This window comes from Streptosporangium sp. NPDC023825, assembly GCF_040639575.1.
Taxonomy (GTDB): domain Bacteria; phylum Actinomycetota; class Actinomycetes; order Streptosporangiales; family Streptosporangiaceae; genus Streptosporangium.
Genome location: NZ_JBFAAE010000047.1, coordinates 17,381 through 34,390, shown reverse-complemented (window position 1 = coordinate 34,390; position 17,010 = coordinate 17,381). Strand labels below are relative to the sequence as shown.

Below are 17,010 nucleotides of genomic sequence, written 5' to 3'. Positions count from 1 at the left end.
CGTGCTTCGGTACGACATGCCTGTGTACGACGTGCTTTTCCACAACGTGCCTTTGTGCGGCGGGCTCGGACGGCTCGGTGGGGCGCCGGCCGGGACGACCGGCATGATCGGTGCGATCGGGGCGGTTCATGCGACGTGCCGTCGTATCTGGGTTCCGGCGGCCTCGGACAGCACGATCCGGGCGAGGGCGTCGGCGTGGCGGAGGAGCGGGGCGTTGAGGCGGGGCCTGGCGAAGCCGCCGGTGGCCCGGCCGCCGACGACCCAGGGACCGAAGGCGAACCTGCGGGGGTGCGGGGTCCCCGACCTGTCGAGCAGGCGGCGGTCGGCGGGCCGTACGTTCACCAGGCCCGACTCCTCGTCGAGCTCGCCCCGGTCGCGGAGAGCGGCGATGAGCGGGTCGACGGCCCGGCTCACGCTGGGCGCGGGCAGCCTGGCCTCGACGAGGGTGGTGGCCGTCACGCCGCCGGGCACGGTGGGACTCTGTGCCCGCCAGCGCCCGCCGTGGTGGTCGACCTTGAGGTCCGCGCCGAGGAAGGTGACGATCCCCGCCCTGGCCAGGGCGCGCAGCTCCTCCAGCCGGGGTCCCGGCGGGCCGCTGGCGACGTAGCTGAAGAACCCGGCGAACCACGGGTCGGAGACGCCCAGCTCGGCGAGGACACCGTAGACGGAGAGCAGGCCGAGGATCATCGCGTGGTCGGCGCTGTGCGCCGGGTCCGAACGTCGTTGCAGGTCGACGGCGAGATAACCGTGCATCCACTTCTGCAGGCCGGCCTGGTCGCCGAACCGGATGCCGTCCAGCGGCCGGTCGAGCCGGTCGAGGTCGAGCCGGTCCAGGTGCCGGGGCACGGCCTCGCGGATCAGCTTGCGCATCCCGGGACTGCGCCACTCCTCGGCGGCGAAGCCCTCCTCGAACTCCGCCCATCCCAGCTTGACGCGCTCGGGGCGGGCGGTGATGAGCTCGTGGTAGTACGCGAAGGCCAGCTCCTTGGCGACCAGCGGCCACACGTCCCGGCGGAAGTTCCACGGTCCCTCGCCCAGCGCCTCGTGGGTGAGGAAGCGCGGCACCGGCGGGCGGGCGCCCGTGAAGGGGTAACCGGTCTTGGAGTGGTACGGCACGCCGCGCCGCGACCCCACGTGCAGGAGGGGCTCGCGCCCGCTGGGCAGGTAGACCAGTTCCCCGTCGTACTCGCGGACGAACCGGCCGCCCCGACCCGAGGTGAGCAGCACCATCAAATCGACGAAGGCCAGCCCCATCCCCCGCACGATCGCCGGCTCCCCCGCGGGAACGCCGTCGAGGTCGAGGTCCGCCGTGTAGCCAGTGGGCAGGTAGCGCAGCCCCGCGCGCGCGGCCAGATCGGCCAGCGCGCTCTCCTCCCTCGTCGGCGTCACGTCGCCGTGTCCCTGGGCCAGGATCACCGCGTCGGCCTCGATCGTCCGGCCGTCGTCCAGCGTCACCGCCTGCCCGCCGGGGACGTCGGCGAGGTCGACGGCGCGGGCGGCGTGCACGTGCACCCGGACGCCGCGAGGGGCGGTCGCCACCGCCTGCCGGAAGACGTGGGAGAGGTAGCCGTTCTGCGCCGGGCGGGAGGCGAACCTGCCGGGGTCGCCGCCGAGCCACTCGGCCAGCGTGGGCCCGGGGCGGATCGGTCCCTCGCAGCGCACCGACTCGTCGGTGAAGAGCGTCACGTCGGCGGCGGTGGAGTTCATCCAGAGCAGGTCCGGCTGGTCGTGGCGCCACACGCGCCCGCCGCCCGGCGGGTGGGGGTCGATCACGTGGACGTCCAGCGACGGCCAGCCGAGCAGGTCGGCGGCGTTGGCGCAGATGCGCTCCACCAGGCAGGTGCCCGTCGGCCCGGCGCCGACGACGGCGATCGAGGCGCTCATACGGCGGCTCTGCGGTGCGGCTGGTCCCAGTCGGCGTGCAGCGGCTCGACCGGGATCCGCCAGGCGTCGGTCTCGCCCGACGGGCGGGCGATGACGGTGAAGTCGGTGTTCTCGCGGAAGGCGGGGCGGGCGTACAGGTCCCTGGCGTAGGCCCACAGGTTGGGGAAGGCGGTCAGCGGGCGCTCGCTGATCCTGGCCGCCGGGTTGTCGCTCAGGTCGAAGCGCAGCAGGGTCGGCCAGAGCCGCACGTCCGCCTCGGTGATCCCCGAGCCGAACAGGAACCTGCGGTCGGCCAGGCGGGCGTCCAGCTCGTCCAGGAAGGCGACCACGGCCCCGCGCGCCTCGGTGTACGCGGCCTCGGTGGTGGCCGCCGCCACGCGGCCCGCCGCCGTGTTGAGGATCTCGTAGATCCTCGTGTTGAGCTCGTCGATCTCCGGCCTGAGCTCCTCGGGGTAGAGGTCGGCCTCGGGGTCGCCGCCGAACCGGGTGGCCAGGTCGATCGTGATGTCGGGGAAGTCGTTGCTGACGATGCGGCCGGTCGCCCTGTCCCACAGGACCGGCACCGAGACGTGCCCGTCGAAGCCCGGCTCGGTCACCTCGTACGCCTGCCGCAGGATGGTGAACCCGTTGACCGGGTCGGCCCCGCGCCGCTCGCGGAACGCCCACCCGCGCCCGTCGCGCTCGTCGTCGACGTAGGAGAGCGAGACCACGTCCTGGAGGCCCTTGAGGGATCGCACGATGGCCGCGCGCTGCGCGTACGGACAGACGGCCGCGACGTAGAGGTGGTAGCGCCCGGGCTCGGCGGGGAAGGCGGGTGTGCCGATCCGTCCCTGGAAGGGGTAGCGCGGGCCGGGCCTGCCACCGGGCCGGTAGTGGCCGTGGGTGTCGAGGTCGACGGGGCTCGCGTGGTTCAGTGTGCTGGTCTTCGACATGTGGCGCTCCCGGGCATGTCTCGGTGACCCTGGTGAGGGGGTCCGCGCTTGCGGCACGCCCACCGTGCCGCCAGGTCTCCCCCGGGGGCACCCCGCCGCGGTGCGAGGGTTGCCGGTCAGCCAGCCGGGGCTTCTCACTGACACTCTTAACCTATTTAGAAGGTAGGAAATACATAGATCTCTGTCAAGCCTTAGTGTCGGGGAATGTCCTATGAGAGCGTGAACGTGGTCTACCGCAAGTACGACGGGTCACTGCACTGGCATCACCGCGGCCTGCTGCTCGGCGAGGACGAGCACGGGGTGTGGACGGGCTGCGTGGCCGGCTCCAGCGGCCGCAAGGGCGACGGCCCCCCGGTCGCCTGGCCCCATCCGTTCGTGATGCTCTTCCCGCGCGACGCCTGGTGGACGGCCGCCTTCAACGCTGCCCCGAACAAGCACGAGATCTACTGCGACATCTCCACGGTGCCGGAGTGGAAAGACGGCGGGGTCACCATGGTCGACCTGGACCTCGACGTGATCCGGACCCGCCGGAACCTGCTGAAGGGCCGCCCGAGCCGGGTCTTCCTGGACGACGAGGACGAGTTCGAGGAGCACCGGGTCAAGTACGCCTACCCGCCCGGCGTGGTCGAGAACGCCCGTGCCTCGGCCGCCTGGCTGATGGAGGCCGTCACCTCCCGCGCCGCCCCCTTCGGGGACGCGCCGCGCTGGCTCGCCCTGGTCACCTGAGCCCCGGACGGTGGTGCCGGGGGCGGCCCCAGGCGCCCCCGGCACCCCGGCGCTTCCGGCATTCCCGGCACTCCCGCGACCTCAGCGGGCGGGGTGACCTCAGCGGGCGCGGTGGCGGAACATCCTGCCGGAGAAGATCGCCGAGATCAGCAGGAGGCCGCCGCACCAGGCCAGCGCCTTCCACGGGTCGCTCCCCACGGGCCGGTCGAGCAGCAGGCCGCGTACGGACTCGATGATCGGTGTGGCCGGCTGGTTCTCCGCGAACCCGTGCAGCCACGCGGGCATGGTGTGCACCGGGACGAAGGCGCTGCTCGGGTAGGGCAGGAACATCACCAGGAAGGTGAAACCGCCCGCGACCTCCGGTGTCTTGGCCAGCAGGCCGACCAGGGCCGAGACCGCGGACATGGCCAGCACGAACGCCACCAGGACGCCCACCGCCGCCGCCCAGCCGGACAGGCCCGCGTCCGCCCGGAAGCCGAGCAGGAACGCGACGGCGAACACGATGGCGAGCGAGGTGAGGTTGCGCACGGTGCCGGCGGCCACGTGCCCGCCCAGGAACGCACCGCCGCCGACGTCCATCGACCTGAACCTGTCGACGATCCCCCGGCTCATGTCGTGGCTGACGGCGACCGCCGTCAGGGAGGCGCCGTAGGAGGCGCACATGACGAGGATGCCGGGGACGGCGTAGGTGACGTAGTCGACGCCGGTCTGGATCGCGCCGCCGAACAGGTAGACGAACAGCAGCATGACCAGGACGGGCAGCAGGAACGAGGTGAGCAGCGCGTCGAGGTTGCGCAGCGACAGGCGGACGGCACGGCCGGTCATCACCGGCCAGGCGGTGAGGTCAGACACCGGCCCGCTCCCTGTCCGTCAGCGCGAGGAACGCGTCGTCGAGCGTGGCGCCGCGCACGGTGAACCTCTTGACCGCCGAACGCCCCGGGTCCACCTCGTCCAGCAGGGCGCGGATCCCCGTGGCGCTCCCGTCGACGGCCGCCCCGACGGTCAGCGTGGCGAGATCGGTGTGGACGGCACGCGCCCCGAGAAGGCGCGTCACCTCGGCGAACGACCGCGCGTCGGACAGGACGAGGTCCAGCCGCCAGGCGGCGACCCTCGCCTTGAGCTCGTCGGCGGTGCCCTCCGCCACCACCCTCCCGCCGTCGAGCAGCGCGATCCTGTCGGCCAGGCTGTCGGCCTCCTCCAGATACTGGGTGGTCAGGAAGACCGTGGTGCCCGAGCCGGCGAGCTGCGTGATCACCTCCCACATCGCCTGCCTGCTCCGCACGTCGAGACCGGTGGTCGGCTCGTCGAGAAAGATCACCGACGGCGCGCCGACCAGCCCCGCGGCCAGGTCCAGCCGGCGCCACATGCCGCCCGAGTACGTGCCGACCCGCCGCCTCCCCGCCTCGACCAGGTCGAACCGCTCCAGCAGCTCGGCCGCCCTGCGGCGGGCCGCCGCGCGCGACAGGCCGGACAGGCGCCCCATCATCCGCAGGTTCTCCTCGCCGGTGAGCAGCTCGTCGACCGCCGCGTGCTGGCCGGTCAGGCTGATGGCGCGGCGGACCCGGCGGCGGTCGCGCACGACGTCGAACCCGGCCACCGTGGCCCGTCCCGCGTCCGGCCTGACCAGCGTCGCCAGGGTGCGCACGGTCGTGGTCTTGCCCGCGCCGTTCGAACCGAGCAGCGCGTACACGCTGCCCCTGGCGACGCGCAGGTCGACACCGGCCAGGACGGCGACCCGGCCGTAGGACTTGGTGAGGCCGACGACCTCTATCGCTGGTTCCACTACCCCTCCTGCGTATGGCGTACGCTCTACTGTTTATGGCATACGCGGCATTGCGTAAGGTATACACTCGCAGGAAAGGACGGTCAAGCCCGGGAGCGCGATGGAAGTGCCGGAGAGCGTGGAGATCGCCTGGGGGCTGCGCGAGCGGCCCGGCAAGGGACCCAAACGCACCCTGAGCCTGGAGCACATCGTGGAGGCGGCCCTGCGGGTGGGCTCCGCGGAGGGACTCCCCGCGGTCTCGATGAGCAAGATCGCCGCCGAGCTCGGCGTCTCCACGATGGCGCTCTACCGCTACGTCACCTCCAAGGGCGACCTGCTCATGCTCATCACGGACGCGGTGCTCGGCCCGCCTCCCCCGCTCCCGGAGCCGGGCGACGACTGGCGCCGGGGCGTCCACCGGTGGGCCGCCGCCATGCGCGCCTCCCTGCAGAGGCACCCCTGGTCGTTGCGCATCCCCATCACGGGCCCGGGGATCATGCCCAACCACGTCGCCTGGCTGGAGGCCGGGCTGCGCTGCCTGCGCGGCACCGGGCTCGACCCGGACACGAAGCTGGCGGCGCTGCTGCTGGTCAACGGCTTCGTCAGGACCGAGGTGGCGCTCCTGGCCGACCTCCAGGACGCCTTCGACGCCTCCCGGGTCACCGACGAGGAGGCGCTGTCCGGCTACGCCCGGTCACTCGCCAGGCTCACCGACGCCGAGCGCTTCCCCGAGATCCACGAGCTTCTCGAAGCCCGGGTCTTCGACATGTCGGGCGGTCCCGACGACGAGTTCGCCTTCGGCATGGACCGCATCCTCGACGGCGTCGCGGTGCTCGTGACCGGAGAGCCGCCCGCCTGATCCGGGACGGCCTCAGGCCCTTCACGCTTCTTACACCGGAGACCGCCCCGGCCCGGCGGCCCGGTGTCCCGCGCTCGACGAACTCGACGAACTCGACGAAACGGAAGGCCGCGGGGATCCGCCCGCGAAGGAACCCGCGGGGACCTCGGGGACTACAGGGGCGGGAAGCCCGGGGCGCGGCGCTCGACGAAGCTGGCGACGCCCTCGACGAAGTCCGACCGGCCGAAGGACTCGGCCATCAGACGCGTCGCGGCCGATTCCGACGCCTCCAGGCTCTGCTGCCAGTCACCCCAGACCTGACGCTTGATCACGGCCATCGAGGCCGGGGAACTGTACGCCGCCAGCTCGCGGGCGTAGGCCAGCGTCTCCTCCATCAGGCTCTCCCCCGGCACCGACCGGCCGGCCAGGCCCAGCTCGTACGCCTCGGCACCGGTGAAGGTGCGGCCCGACAGCAGCAGGTCCATGGCCCTGGCCTGACCGGCCAGGCGGGGCAGGACCCACGACATGCCGTACTCGGCGATCAGGCCGCGCCGGGCGAAGGCGGTGGTCCACTTGGCCTCGGAGGCGGTGAAGACCAGGTCGCAGAGCAGGGCGTGGACCATGCCGAGCCCGGCGCAGGCGCCGTTGACGGCGGCGACGATCGGTTTGCGGATCGTGGTCGGGAAGGTGGTGGGGCGCGGGTCGGGCCGCCCCGCGTAGGAGCCGTCCTGCAGGGAGGTGAGCGTCTGGAAGTCCGCGCCGGCGCAGAAACCCCGCCCCGCGCCGGTGACCACGATCACCCGGACCTCGGGGTTCTTCTCGGCCTCGGCCAGCTGGTCGAAGTAGCGGCGGCCCATCTCGTCGGTCCAGGCGTTGAGCCGGTCCGGGCGGTTGAACGTCAGCGTCAGCACGCCCCGCTCGATCGACGACAGCACCAGATCGACCATCCCGCATCCCCCTCCGGAAGCCCGCCGGGGCTCCCCGCCCGGAGAGCCACAGAATATCGTTCTACACCTTTTCCCTCCCCGGCGTCAGCATGTGCGAGCGGACCAGGTCCTCGACCGTGGCACGCAGGGCGAGGAAGGAGGAGGTGCGCTTGACCGTGAGAGCCCGGTAGGCGGGCAGGCCGATCGGGACCTCGGCGGCGACCCTGCCGGGACCGCAGGCGAAGACGAGCACCCGCTGGGCGAGCAGGACGGCCTCCTCCACGTCGTGGGTGACCATCAGCACCGTCGTGCCCGTGTCGCGCCACACCTCGCGCAGGAAGAGCTGCATGTCCTCCTTGGTCTGCACGTCCAGCGCCCCGAAGGGTTCGTCCAGCAGCAGCACGGCCGGCTCGCACGCCAGCGCCCTGGCGATCGCCACCCGCTGGCGCTGCCCGCCGGACAGCTGCCGGGGCAGCGCGCCCGCCAGGGACGACAGCCCGACCTCGCCGAGATACCAGCGGACCCGCCGCTCCCGGTCCGCCCGGGAGATCGGCAGCAGCCGCAGCCCGAAGGCCACGTTCTCGGCGACGGTGAGGAAGGGGAACAGCGCGCCCGACTGGAAGACCAGCCCACGCTCGGGCCCCGGGCCCGTGACGGGCGCCCCGTCGAGCGAGATGGATCCCGCGCTCGCCGGGGTGAGCCCGGCGATCAACGACAGCAGCGTCGACTTGCCGGAGCCGCTCGCCCCGACCACGCACACGAACTCGCCAGGCTCCATCGACAGGTCGATGCCGTCCAGGACGCGCGTGGCGCCGTAGTCCTTGGCCACACCGCCCAGCACGAGGGTCATGCCGCCCACCTCCCGGAACGGTCACCCGGCACTCGTGACGTGGACCTCACACCACCCACCTCCCGAGACGGTCGCGCAGGACGCGCAGCGCGACGTCGATCAGCAGGCCGACGACCCCGATCACGATGAGCACCGCGAAGATCTTGTCGGTCTGCAGGAACCGCTGGGCCCGGACGATCCGGTAGCCGAGCCCCGACTCGGCCGCGATGAGCTCGGCCACCACCACGAAGTTCCACGCGGCGGCGGCGTTGATCCGCGCCGCGTCCACGACCGCCGGGAGCGCGTACGGCCAGGTCACCTTCCTGAGGATCTCACCGCGCCGGGCGCCGAGGGTGGCAGCGGCCTGGCCCAGCTCGCCGGGCACCCGCCGTACGGCGTCGGCGACCATCAGCGTGTTGAAGAACACCACGCCCAGCACGAGGATCGCGACCTTGGAGGGCTCGCCGAGGCCCAGCCAGATGATCAGCAGGGGGATGAAGGCGGCGGCAGGCATGTAGCGGAGCAGGCCGACGACCGGTTCCAGCAGCGCCAGCGCCACGGCCGAGGTGCCCATGGCGACGCCCAGCGGCACCGAGATCAGCACCGCCAGCCCGAACCCGGCACCGACCCTGCCGAGGCTGGCGAGGGTGTCGTCGACCAGCTGTCCGGTGCCCAGCATCTCCGCGAACGCCTCCAGGACGGCCAGCGGGGAGGGCAGGAAGGTGGGATCCACCAGTTCCGCCGTGCTGACGGCGGCCCAGAGGGCGAGCGGGAACAGCACCGAGGCCGCCCGCAGGCCCCAGCGGGCCCGGACGGACGGGCCCTGCCCGCCGGGTCGGCCTTTCCCGGGGAATCGGCCTTCCGCGGCGGACCGGTCTTTCCCGACCGACGGCTCCTTCCCGCCGGACGGGTTCGCGCCGGACGGGCCGGAACCAGAGCCGGGGCGCCGTCCCCGGAGGCGTCCCGGCCGGTCCGGGCGCCGGGGCAGCGGCTCCCAGTCCTGCCGCCCCGGGCCGGGAGACGCGACGGGCTCCGCGGTCCGCGCGCTCATGAGGGCCTCGACCTTCCGGGTGGCGAGCAGGGCGAGCCGGACCCGCCCCGGCAACAACCGGTCGTCGCCCGGCGTCGTCCCCATGTCGGCACTCCCGCTCTCGCAGCTCTCACGGCTTGCGGCTCCTGACGGATCACGGCTTGAGACTCCTGACGAACTTCGGCTCGAACAGGCCGTCCAGCGAGGGCTCGGTGTCGGCCAGGCCCGAGTCGACGAGGAACTTCGCGATCAGGGCGGCCTGGTGGTCGAGGTGATCGCCGGTGTCACCGGGTTCGAAGGCGGCGAGGTTGTCCTCCAGGGAGAAGATCGTGGTCCCCGCGTCGTAGCTCGCGTAGTCGGCCTCGCTCACCCCCGCCCGCCTGGCCATGATCGCGGTGGCGTCGGCCTTGTTGGCGGCGATCCACTCCAGGGTCTCGAACCAGGTCTTCACCAGCGCCTGCACCTCCTGCGGCCGCTCGGCGACCAGCGAGGTGGCCACCACCAGATGGTCGGGGATGGCCCCGGGAAAGTCCTTGGAGGTGGCGATCGCCGTCGAACCGGGCAGCTCCAGTGCGGTGGTGGTGAAGGGCGCGAACACGCCGACCGCGTCCACCTGGCCCGCCTTGAAGGCCGCGGCGGCGGCGTCGGTCGGCAGCGGCTTGAAGGTGACGTCCTTCTCGGTCAGCCCCGCCTTCCGCAACGCGAGCAGCAGCAGGTAGTGGTCGACCGTCCCCTGTTCGGCCGCGACGGTCCTCCCCTTCAGGCCGGCCACCGTGGAGACGCCGGACCTGGCGATGATCTGGTCGTTACCGGTGGAGTTGTCGTTGACCAGCACGATCGTCTGCTTCGCCCCGCCGGACACCGAGGCGACGGTGTCGTTGAGCGTCTGGCTGTTGGCGTCGACGTTGCCGGTGGCCAGCGCGGTCAGGCTGTCGGTGTAGCTGTCGAAGTACTTCAGCTCGACCTCGAGGCCGTTCTTGGCGAACAACCCCTTCTCCTGGGCGACCTGCCAGGGAAACCAGCCGGGCCAGGCGGAGAAGCCCAGCGTGAGGGTCTTCTTCCCGCCGGAGGCGGCGGGCTCGGCGGCTCCTCCCGGGGTGGACGCGCACGCGGCGCAGGCCGCGAGCAGGCAGAGCGGGACGAGCAGGCGAAGCGAGACCGATGAGCGGAACGACCGGAAGGCCCGGAACGACCGGAGCGGGCCGAACAGGTCGAACGGCTTGAACGGGCGGAACGAGACAGGTGGGCGGAGGGTGACGAGCGGGCGGCGGAGCATCAGGAGGCTCCCTTCCTCGCGGGCAGGTGCCCGGAACGGACCAGGCAGCCGAGGGTGTCGCAGATGACGCGGGTGGCGATCAACGAGGTGATCTCCGCGTTGTCGTAGGGCGGCGAGCACTCCACGACCTCGATCCCGGCCAGCGGCGCCGCGTCGGCGATGATCTGGATGAACTTCAGGACCTCGCGCGGCAGGAAGCCGCCGGGTTCCGGCCAGCCGGTGCCGGGGACGAACGCGGCGTCCAGGCAGTCGACGTCGAAGGAGAGCCACACGGCCTCGGCGTCCTTCCAGGCGACCTCCAGCGCGCGCTCGGCCGCCGCCTCGATGCCCATCTCCACGCAGTCGGTGACCGTCATGATCGTGGTGCCGCGTTCGCGGCCGACCTTCACCCCCGGCCGGGGCGCCTGCCAGCCGCCGATGCCGATCTGCACCAGGTTCTGCGGCGGGACGTTGGGGATGTCGGTCGCGTGGAACCACGGCGTGGTGTGCATGCGCTCGTCGAGGTCGGTCTCCTGGGTGTCCACGTGCCGGTCGAAGTGGATGATCCCGAGGTTGCCCGACAGGTGCTCGGCCACGCCGCGCACGGTCGGGTACCCGATGGAGTGGTCGCCGCCCAGCACGACCGGGAACGCCCCGCTGGAGTAGACGTGCGAGACGGCCTTGGAGATCTGGTCGAAGGTCTTCTCGATGTTGCCGGGGATGGTGAACACGTCCCCGAGATCGGCCATCGTGATCGACTCGCGCAGGTCCACCCCCAGCTCGAAGCTGTAGGGCCCGTACAGGGCGGAGATCTTCCTGATTCCCTGCGGGCCGAAGCGGGTGCCCGAGCGGTAGGTCGTGCCGCCGTCGAACGGCGCGCCCAGGATCGCCACGTCGTACTCCCCGCAGCGCCGCACGTCCTCGACGTACGGGGCCTTGAGGAAGGTGTTGATCCCCGCGAAGTGCGGCAGCTCGCCCCGGGAGAAGGTCGGGATGCGCCGGTCGACGATGGAGTCGGCGCCCTGCAGGCCCACCTCCAGGGCCCAGGCGACCTCGCGTTCCCAGTTGGTGGTGGGCAGTTCGGCCTCGCGCTCGACGGCGAAGCGGGCCTCGGGGCCGTACCGGCCGGGCCCCGAGGGGGCCGCGCCGGAAGGGCCCTGGCGGGCGGGGTCGGAAGCGGACGGGTGCCAGTGCATGGAGCTCCGATCAGCTCGGAACCCGGCCGGAGGGCAGCCGGGATCGGCCGGCCTCCCGGGCTTTTGTCCCGCCGTGGAACGGCCGCGTGGCCGCCTGCACCTCTCGGACCAGTCCCGCGCCGACGCCGTACGACCTCACGATCGTGGCGCGCGGCGTCGGCGGCGGCGGAACCCTAGGTGCGCCCCACCATGAGGTGGGTCACTGCAAGTGCATCGCCGGTACGTTTCCTCCGGATTAACCCCCCGTTGCAGTCCGGTGACCGAGTGCACGCTCCAGGGAGTCCGGATGGTGGACGAAGTTCGGCGACAGCAGCCGGTCCTCGTAGTAGCGGTGGAAGACCGGCGTGGCCGAGGAGGACATGGGGGGCACGATCCAGCTCCAGTCGGCCGGGCAGACCCGCCCCTCCTTCTCCTCGCGTTCGAGATGCATCAGGAAGTGCCTCGACTCGGTGTGGTGGTCCGTCATCGTCACCCCCGCCCGCTCGAAGGAGTGCAGGACGGCCACGTTCAGTTCCACCAGCGCGTAGTCCCGCCAGAGCGAGCGGTCACTTCCGGTGTCCAGTCCCATGCGCCGGGCGATCAGCGGCATCAGGTCGTAGCGGTCGGTGTCGGCCAGGTTGCGGGCGCCGATCTCGGTACCCATGTACCAGCCGTTGAACGGGGCCGCCCGGTAGCAGATCCCGCCGATCTCCAGGCACATGTTCGAGATGACCGGCACCGCGTGCCAGCGCAGTCCCAGCTCCTCGAACCACGGGTGGGCGGGGTGCGAGAGCGCGACCTCCAGCACGGCGTCGCCGGGGATCGTGGACAGCAGCGGCGGCCCGTCCCCCATCGAGACCGCCAGCGGGAGAACGTCGAAGGGACTGCCGGGGCCGCCGGGCCAGCCGAACTCGCGCAGCATCGCGGTGAAACCGGTGTAGCGGGGGTCACCGACGACCGAGCCGTCCTCCATCGCGTATCCGGCGTAGCGGATGAGCTGCTCGTTCCAGATCCGCGGCCCGGGGGCCCCCGGCCGGTCCTGCGGGAAAACCGTGATCGTCGGGCGGATCCTGCGGTTCGGCGCCGCGTCCCGCAGGTGGTTCACGCACTCGACGGCGACTCCCTCGGCCGTGGTGACGTGCCGCCGGTCGCGCACCCGCAGCGAGCGCCAGTACAGGCGTCCGATGCACCTGCCGCTGTTGCGCCAGGCCACCCTGGCACCGAAGATCAGCTCGCCGGGAGTGTGCGTGTACGTCCCGGTCCTGGCGATCTCCTGCCGGACTTCGCGCAGGCGCTCCCGCAGGACTCCCGCCCCGGGATTCTCCGTGTAGAACAGCCTGAGGTAGTCCTCGGCCGCCGCCACGTCGACCGGGGACACCTCGGGGACACCACCGAGGACCCCGGGGACACCGAGCACATCAGAAACATCAGGGACACCGGGGACGTCGTAGATCGGATCCGGCGCACGCCGCCGGGACCTTCGCCAGGTCAGCACAGAAAAACCACCAATTGTGGCTCACGGGCACGACGACCGTTCCGGGCGGCGCGGTGCCCTGAACGCGGCGGCCCTTCCCCGCTGCGATCGCTGTTGTCCGCGGCAACCGCGCATCGGCTCACTCGCCGCGATCAGGGCGGCACCGGGCGCGGCGTTCCTCATTTTCTGTGATTCACCGTGGTTTGTCCGGCGAATCGCGAGGCGAGAGGCCGCCCGAATCGGAACGGGAGACGACGAAGGCCCCGGAAGCGGGGCTTCCGGGGCCTTCCAACTGGCTCCCGCGATAGGACTCGAACCTATAACCTGCCGGTTAACAGCCGGCTGCTCTGCCGATTGAGCTACACGGGATTGCGCTTTGCGCTGGTCGGACCGGGTGTTCCCCGTTCCTTGCGGCGCAGGAATAGATTAGCGCACTCCATGGGTGTGTGTCGCATCGATACTCCGGGGTAGGTGCGAGACGAGGCGATCCGCGAGTGATCACAGGACAGGGTCCGCGGAACATGCTTGTGGAGGTGGACATGCGTTATCGACTGATGCTCGGAGTGGGATTCGCGGTCGGCTACATCCTGGGGAGCCGCGCCGGCCGGGAACGTTACGAACAGATCAAAGGGCTGGCCCAGCGGATCTCCGACAACCCCACCGTGCAGGAGACGGCCGGCCTGATGGGCGCCAAGGTCTCCAAGGCGACGGGTGTGGCCAGGACCAAGGTGAGCGACGTGGCCAGGAACCGGCTGCCGTTCCTGCGCTCCGCCAACGGCTGGCACGGCGACGAGCACGACGACACGGGCACCGGCTGGCCGGAGAACCAGAGGACCAACGCGCCCTACTGATCTTTCCAGCCGCCCCGTCGGCATCCACGGGCCGGGAACGGCCCGCCGGTGCGAAAGGCCCCTCCAGGGGCCTTTCGCGTGTCTGAGGCCGATCTTCACCCGCCCTCGGGCCCACGCGGAGACTGCACCCGCCCTCGGGCCCACGCGGAGACTGCACCCGCCCTCGGGCCCACGCGGAGACCCGGCTCGTACCGGAACGGAAAGGTTCGGCCGGCCGGGGCGGCCCCGCTCCGGGATCTCAGACGCCGAAGCTCCGGCGTGTCTCCTCGAGCGCCTGTTCCGCGAGGGCGCGCAGGCCGGGATCTTCCGGATCGAGGCCGGAGTCGAAGACGAACTCCCAGATCAGCCGGTCGGCGTCGGCCTTCCTCGCCACCAGCCGCACTCCCCCTCGCGCGTCCAGCGGGACGTACTGGTTGACCACGATCGAGGCGGTCACCCGCTCCCGTACGGCCTCGGGGATCCGGCCGGGCTCGGGCAGCAGCGCCCGGTGCGACCGCCCGTCGGTGGTGCCGACCGTCAGCCCCTCCTCGTCCCACACCCCGCGATCCACCTGGAACCAGGGCAGGCGTTCACCCCCCAGGTAGAGGGCCTTGTCCGCGGCGATCACGTAGCCGTCGGGCCCCTCGGCGTAGACGAGCACCCGGTCGCCCGGAGCGAGGGCCGCGCGGACCTCGGAGGGCATGCGATTGAAGAGCTTCACCGTTCCACGGTATCCGCCAGCAGGTCGAGGGTGAGCGCGGCCGACCAGGAGAAGTCCCGGCTGCCCCGCCCGCTGCCGTCGAAGGGGTCGAAACACTCGCGGAAACCCGCCTGCCGTACGAGGCGCAGGGTGCCCGAGCCGAGCAGCCGCACCAGTCCCGCCAGGTCGTGCGCGCCCGCCGCCCGCCGCAACAGCCAGTTGGTGTTCACCCAGGACGGCCCGCGCCAGTAACAGGACCGGTCGAACTGCTGGGCGCGGATCTCGCAGCTCGGCACCGGATATCCGGCGGCTCCCATGAAGCGGGCCGACTCCAGCACCCTCACCAGCTCCGCGACCCGGTCGGCGGGCATCTCCTGGTCGAGCATCGGCCCGAAGCAGCCGACCGTGCAGACGGGGCTGAGCCGCCCGCCGCGCAGGTCGCGGGCGCGGAAGACGCCGTCGTCCCAGAGGCGTTCCAGCAGCGCCGCACGGATCCGCTCCGCCGCCTCCCGGTACGGGCCCGCGTCCGTGCCCGCCACCGGGGCCAGCTCGGCGAGGGCCTGGCAGGAGGCGAGCCAGATCCCGTTGAACATCGGGTCCTCGACCGCGAACGGGTGCTCGTCCCGCAGGTAGGCCGGGTCGTAGCCGGAGTCCCGGTAGCCCAGGACGAGGGCCATGTAGCGGTCGTGGCGGCTGTCGGGATGCCGCTCGGGGGGCTCCCCCCGCCGGTGGTAGGCGTGGCGTACCGAGGGCAGCGCCTCCAGCGGCGCGTCCCAGGCGGGGCTGTCGTCCATCCCGGACTCCCACGGGTGCACGATCGCGGCCAGTCCTCCCCCGCCGAGGTCCCTGGACGTGGCGAGGTAGTCGTGCTGGGCGGCCAGCATCGGGTAGATCCGCCGTACGAGGGCGACGGCCGTGTCCCGGTCGGCCGCGTGCCGCCATATCCACCACAGGGCGAGCGCGTGCAGCGGCGGCTGCGTCAGCCCGGAGGTGCACACGGCGTTGGGAGAGGCCGGATGGTCCGGGGAGCGCCAGACGGAGGGGCCGGGGAAGTAGCCCTCCGCGCGGACGGGGCGGAAGACGATGTGCGGCACCATCCCGGTGCCCCACTGCCCCGCCAGCAGGCTGATCAGCTCGGTTCCGGCCCTGCGGGTGTCCCAGCGGGCCAGGCCCATCGCGACGAAGGTGGAGTCCCAGTTCCACTGGTGGGGGTAGAGGCCGGGCGCGGGGACGGTCGCGGACCCCGTCCAGTTCGCGTCGAGCACGGACCACGCCTCGCGCCCGAGCGCGGCGTCGTCGACCGCCGCTCGCGACTCCATCCGCCCAGTCTGCGCCTGTATCGGCCGGGAGAACAGCCCGGCCCGCCTCCAATGCGCCGAAGAGGGGGCGGCGCGGCCCCGCGCAACGGCGCGGACCCCGGGAACGGAGGTTCCACGACGATCACAACAGGCCCCGCGCAACGGCGCGGGCCCCGGGAACGGAGGTTCCCGGGGTCCGCGCCGTGTGGCTCCTCAGTCGAGGTAGTCGCGAAGCATCTGCGCCCTCGTCGGGTGCCTGAGCTTGGCGAGGGTCTTCGACTCGATCTGCCGGATGCGCTCGCGCGTCACGCCGAACTCCCTGCCGACCTCCTCCAGGGTCCGGGGATGCCCGTCCGCGAGCCCGAAGCGCAGCTGGATGATGCGCTGCTCGCGATCGGAGAGGGTCGCGAGGATGTCGTCGAGCTGGTCCTGCAGCATGATGAAGGCCGCCGCCTCCATCGGCACCACCGCGTCCGCGTCCTCGATGAAGTCTCCGAGGTCGGAGTCCTCCTCGCCGATCGGCGACTGGAGGGAGACCGGCTCCTGGGCGATCCGCTGGATCTCGATCACCCGGTCGATCGGCAGGTCCATCTCCATCGCGATCTCCTCGGGCGCGGGCTCGCGGCCGAGATCCTGGTGGAGCTGGCGCTGGACCCGTACCAGCTTGTTGATCGTCTCGACCATGTGCACCGGAATCCGAATGGTGCGCGCCTGGTCCGCGATGGCCCTGGTGATCGCCTGGCGAATCCACCAGGTGGCATATGTGGAGAACTTGTAGCCCTTGGTGTAGTCGAATTTCTCGACCGCCCGGATGAGGCCGAGGTTGCCCTCCTGGATGAGGTCCAGGAACAGCATCCCGCGTCCCACATATCTTTTGGCGATTGACACGACCAGCCGCAGATTGGCCTCGATCAGCCGCTGCTTGGCCCGCGTGCCCTGCCAGGCGAGCTCCTTGAACTCCGGGAAGACCAGACGCGAGACGACGCTGGTCAGCTTGTCCTCGGCGAACAGGCCCGCCTCGATGGACTTGGCGAGCTCCACCTCCTCCTCGGCCGTGAGCAGGGGCACGCGACCGATCTCCCGCAGGTAGATGCGGACCAGATCGCTGGTCGGGGCCCTTTTCCCGACATCCTCCTCATCGGGCCGGACGGGTTCCTCGTCGCCCTGGGGCTCGAGGACCTCCACTCCGTGCTCGGCGAGCATGCGGACGACGCGTTCGAGCGCGTCGGACGGCAGCTCGGACTTGTCGAGAGCGGCGGCCACGTCATCGACCGTGACGCTTCCGCGCTCCCTTCCCTTCGTAACGAGGTCGGCCACCTGGTCTACCGATGGCGGCCCACTTGGCAGCACC

16 protein-coding genes, 1 tRNA gene and 1 riboswitch are annotated in these 17,010 nt (G+C 71.6%); of the genes, 3 read left to right on the top strand and 14 right to left on the bottom strand.

Annotated features, from left to right (window positions below; all coding sequences use genetic code 11):
- Positions 1-126: 126 nt before the first annotated feature.
- Both AB0G15_RS31050 and AB0G15_RS31045 read right to left on the bottom strand, forming a co-directional pair.
- A complete protein-coding gene (locus tag AB0G15_RS31050; protein WP_362846583.1) occupies positions 127-1,884 on the bottom strand; it encodes an FAD/NAD(P)-binding protein in 1,758 nt (585 codons plus the stop codon).
- On the bottom strand, positions 1,881-2,816 hold the full coding sequence (locus AB0G15_RS31045) for a glutathione S-transferase C-terminal domain-containing protein (RefSeq protein ID WP_362846581.1): 936 nt from the start codon (positions 2,814-2,816) through the stop codon (positions 1,881-1,883). Before AB0G15_RS31045 ends, AB0G15_RS31050 begins: the two co-directional genes overlap by 4 nt.
- A 39-nt stretch (positions 2,817-2,855) precedes the next feature.
- A riboswitch (SAM riboswitch) is annotated at positions 2,856-2,968 on the bottom strand.
- Positions 2,969-3,020: 52 nt separating this feature from the next.
- On the opposite strand from AB0G15_RS31045, the gene AB0G15_RS31040 reads away from it, so the two are divergent.
- Positions 3,021-3,542: a DUF402 domain-containing protein gene (locus AB0G15_RS31040; protein ID WP_362846579.1), complete on the top strand. Its 522-nt coding sequence runs from the start codon at positions 3,021-3,023 to the stop codon at positions 3,540-3,542.
- A gap of 99 nt (positions 3,543-3,641) precedes the next feature.
- Here AB0G15_RS31040 and AB0G15_RS31035 read toward each other — a convergent pair whose 3' ends face one another.
- A complete protein-coding gene (locus tag AB0G15_RS31035) occupies positions 3,642-4,394 on the bottom strand; it encodes an ABC transporter permease (RefSeq protein WP_362846577.1) in 753 nt (250 codons plus the stop codon).
- Positions 4,387-5,325, bottom strand: coding sequence for an ATP-binding cassette domain-containing protein (locus AB0G15_RS31030; RefSeq protein WP_362846575.1), 939 nt, complete (start codon positions 5,323-5,325; stop codon positions 4,387-4,389). The genes AB0G15_RS31035 and AB0G15_RS31030 overlap by 8 nt, the downstream gene beginning before the upstream one ends.
- Positions 5,326-5,425: 100 nt before the next feature.
- Here AB0G15_RS31030 and AB0G15_RS31025 point away from each other — a divergent pair, with 100 nt between their 5' ends.
- Positions 5,426-6,163, top strand: a complete 738-nt coding sequence (locus AB0G15_RS31025) for a TetR/AcrR family transcriptional regulator (protein WP_362846573.1) — start codon at positions 5,426-5,428, stop codon at positions 6,161-6,163.
- Positions 6,164-6,315: 152 nt separating this feature from the next.
- Here the strand turns inward: AB0G15_RS31025 and AB0G15_RS31020 are convergent, their stop codons facing one another.
- The 7 genes from AB0G15_RS31020 to AB0G15_RS30990 all read right to left on the bottom strand — a co-directional run bounded on the left by AB0G15_RS31020 (position 6,316) and on the right by AB0G15_RS30990 (position 13,200).
- Positions 6,316-7,089: an enoyl-CoA hydratase-related protein gene (locus AB0G15_RS31020; protein WP_362846571.1), complete on the bottom strand. Its 774-nt coding sequence runs from the start codon at positions 7,087-7,089 to the stop codon at positions 6,316-6,318.
- Positions 7,090-7,150: 61 nt separating this feature from the next.
- Positions 7,151-7,918, bottom strand: a complete 768-nt coding sequence (locus AB0G15_RS31015) for an ABC transporter ATP-binding protein (protein ID WP_362846568.1) — start codon at positions 7,916-7,918, stop codon at positions 7,151-7,153.
- Positions 7,919-7,964: 46 nt separating this feature from the next.
- Complete coding sequence (locus tag AB0G15_RS31010; RefSeq protein WP_362846566.1) at positions 7,965-9,032, bottom strand: ABC transporter permease; 1,068 nt, start codon at positions 9,030-9,032, stop codon at positions 7,965-7,967.
- A gap of 49 nt (positions 9,033-9,081) precedes the next feature.
- Complete coding sequence (locus AB0G15_RS31005) at positions 9,082-10,203, bottom strand: ABC transporter substrate-binding protein (protein WP_362846564.1); 1,122 nt, start codon at positions 10,201-10,203, stop codon at positions 9,082-9,084.
- Positions 10,203-11,378 carry an agmatinase family protein gene (locus AB0G15_RS31000; protein WP_362846562.1) on the bottom strand — a complete coding sequence of 392 codons (1,176 nt, stop codon included), beginning with the start codon at positions 11,376-11,378 and terminating at the stop codon, positions 10,203-10,205. The genes AB0G15_RS31005 and AB0G15_RS31000 overlap by 1 nt, the downstream gene beginning before the upstream one ends.
- A 235-nt stretch (positions 11,379-11,613) precedes the next feature.
- Positions 11,614-12,774 carry a nitric oxide synthase oxygenase gene (locus AB0G15_RS30995; protein WP_362846560.1) on the bottom strand — a complete coding sequence of 387 codons (1,161 nt, stop codon included), beginning with the start codon at positions 12,772-12,774 and terminating at the stop codon, positions 11,614-11,616.
- A 350-nt stretch (positions 12,775-13,124) separates the two neighbouring features.
- Positions 13,125-13,200, bottom strand: a tRNA-Asn gene (locus tag AB0G15_RS30990).
- 170 nt (positions 13,201-13,370) lie between these two features.
- On the opposite strand from AB0G15_RS30990, the gene AB0G15_RS30985 reads away from it, so the two are divergent.
- Positions 13,371-13,682 (top strand): YtxH domain-containing protein, encoded by a 312-nt coding sequence (locus AB0G15_RS30985; RefSeq protein WP_362846558.1) that lies wholly within the window; start codon positions 13,371-13,373, stop codon positions 13,680-13,682.
- Between the two features lie 238 nt (positions 13,683-13,920).
- Here AB0G15_RS30985 and AB0G15_RS30980 read toward each other — a convergent pair whose 3' ends face one another.
- From AB0G15_RS30980 to rpoD, 3 genes are all read right to left on the bottom strand, one after another.
- Positions 13,921-14,382 carry a hypothetical protein gene (locus AB0G15_RS30980; protein WP_362846556.1) on the bottom strand — a complete coding sequence of 154 codons (462 nt, stop codon included), beginning with the start codon at positions 14,380-14,382 and terminating at the stop codon, positions 13,921-13,923.
- A complete protein-coding gene (locus AB0G15_RS30975; protein WP_362846554.1) occupies positions 14,379-15,680 on the bottom strand; it encodes a hypothetical protein in 1,302 nt (433 codons plus the stop codon). The genes AB0G15_RS30980 and AB0G15_RS30975 overlap by 4 nt, the downstream gene beginning before the upstream one ends.
- A gap of 192 nt (positions 15,681-15,872) precedes the next feature.
- Positions 15,873-17,009, bottom strand: coding sequence for an RNA polymerase sigma factor RpoD (gene rpoD / locus AB0G15_RS30970; RefSeq protein ID WP_362677942.1), 1,137 nt, complete (start codon positions 17,007-17,009; stop codon positions 15,873-15,875).
- Between the last annotated feature and the right edge of the window lies 1 nt (position 17,010).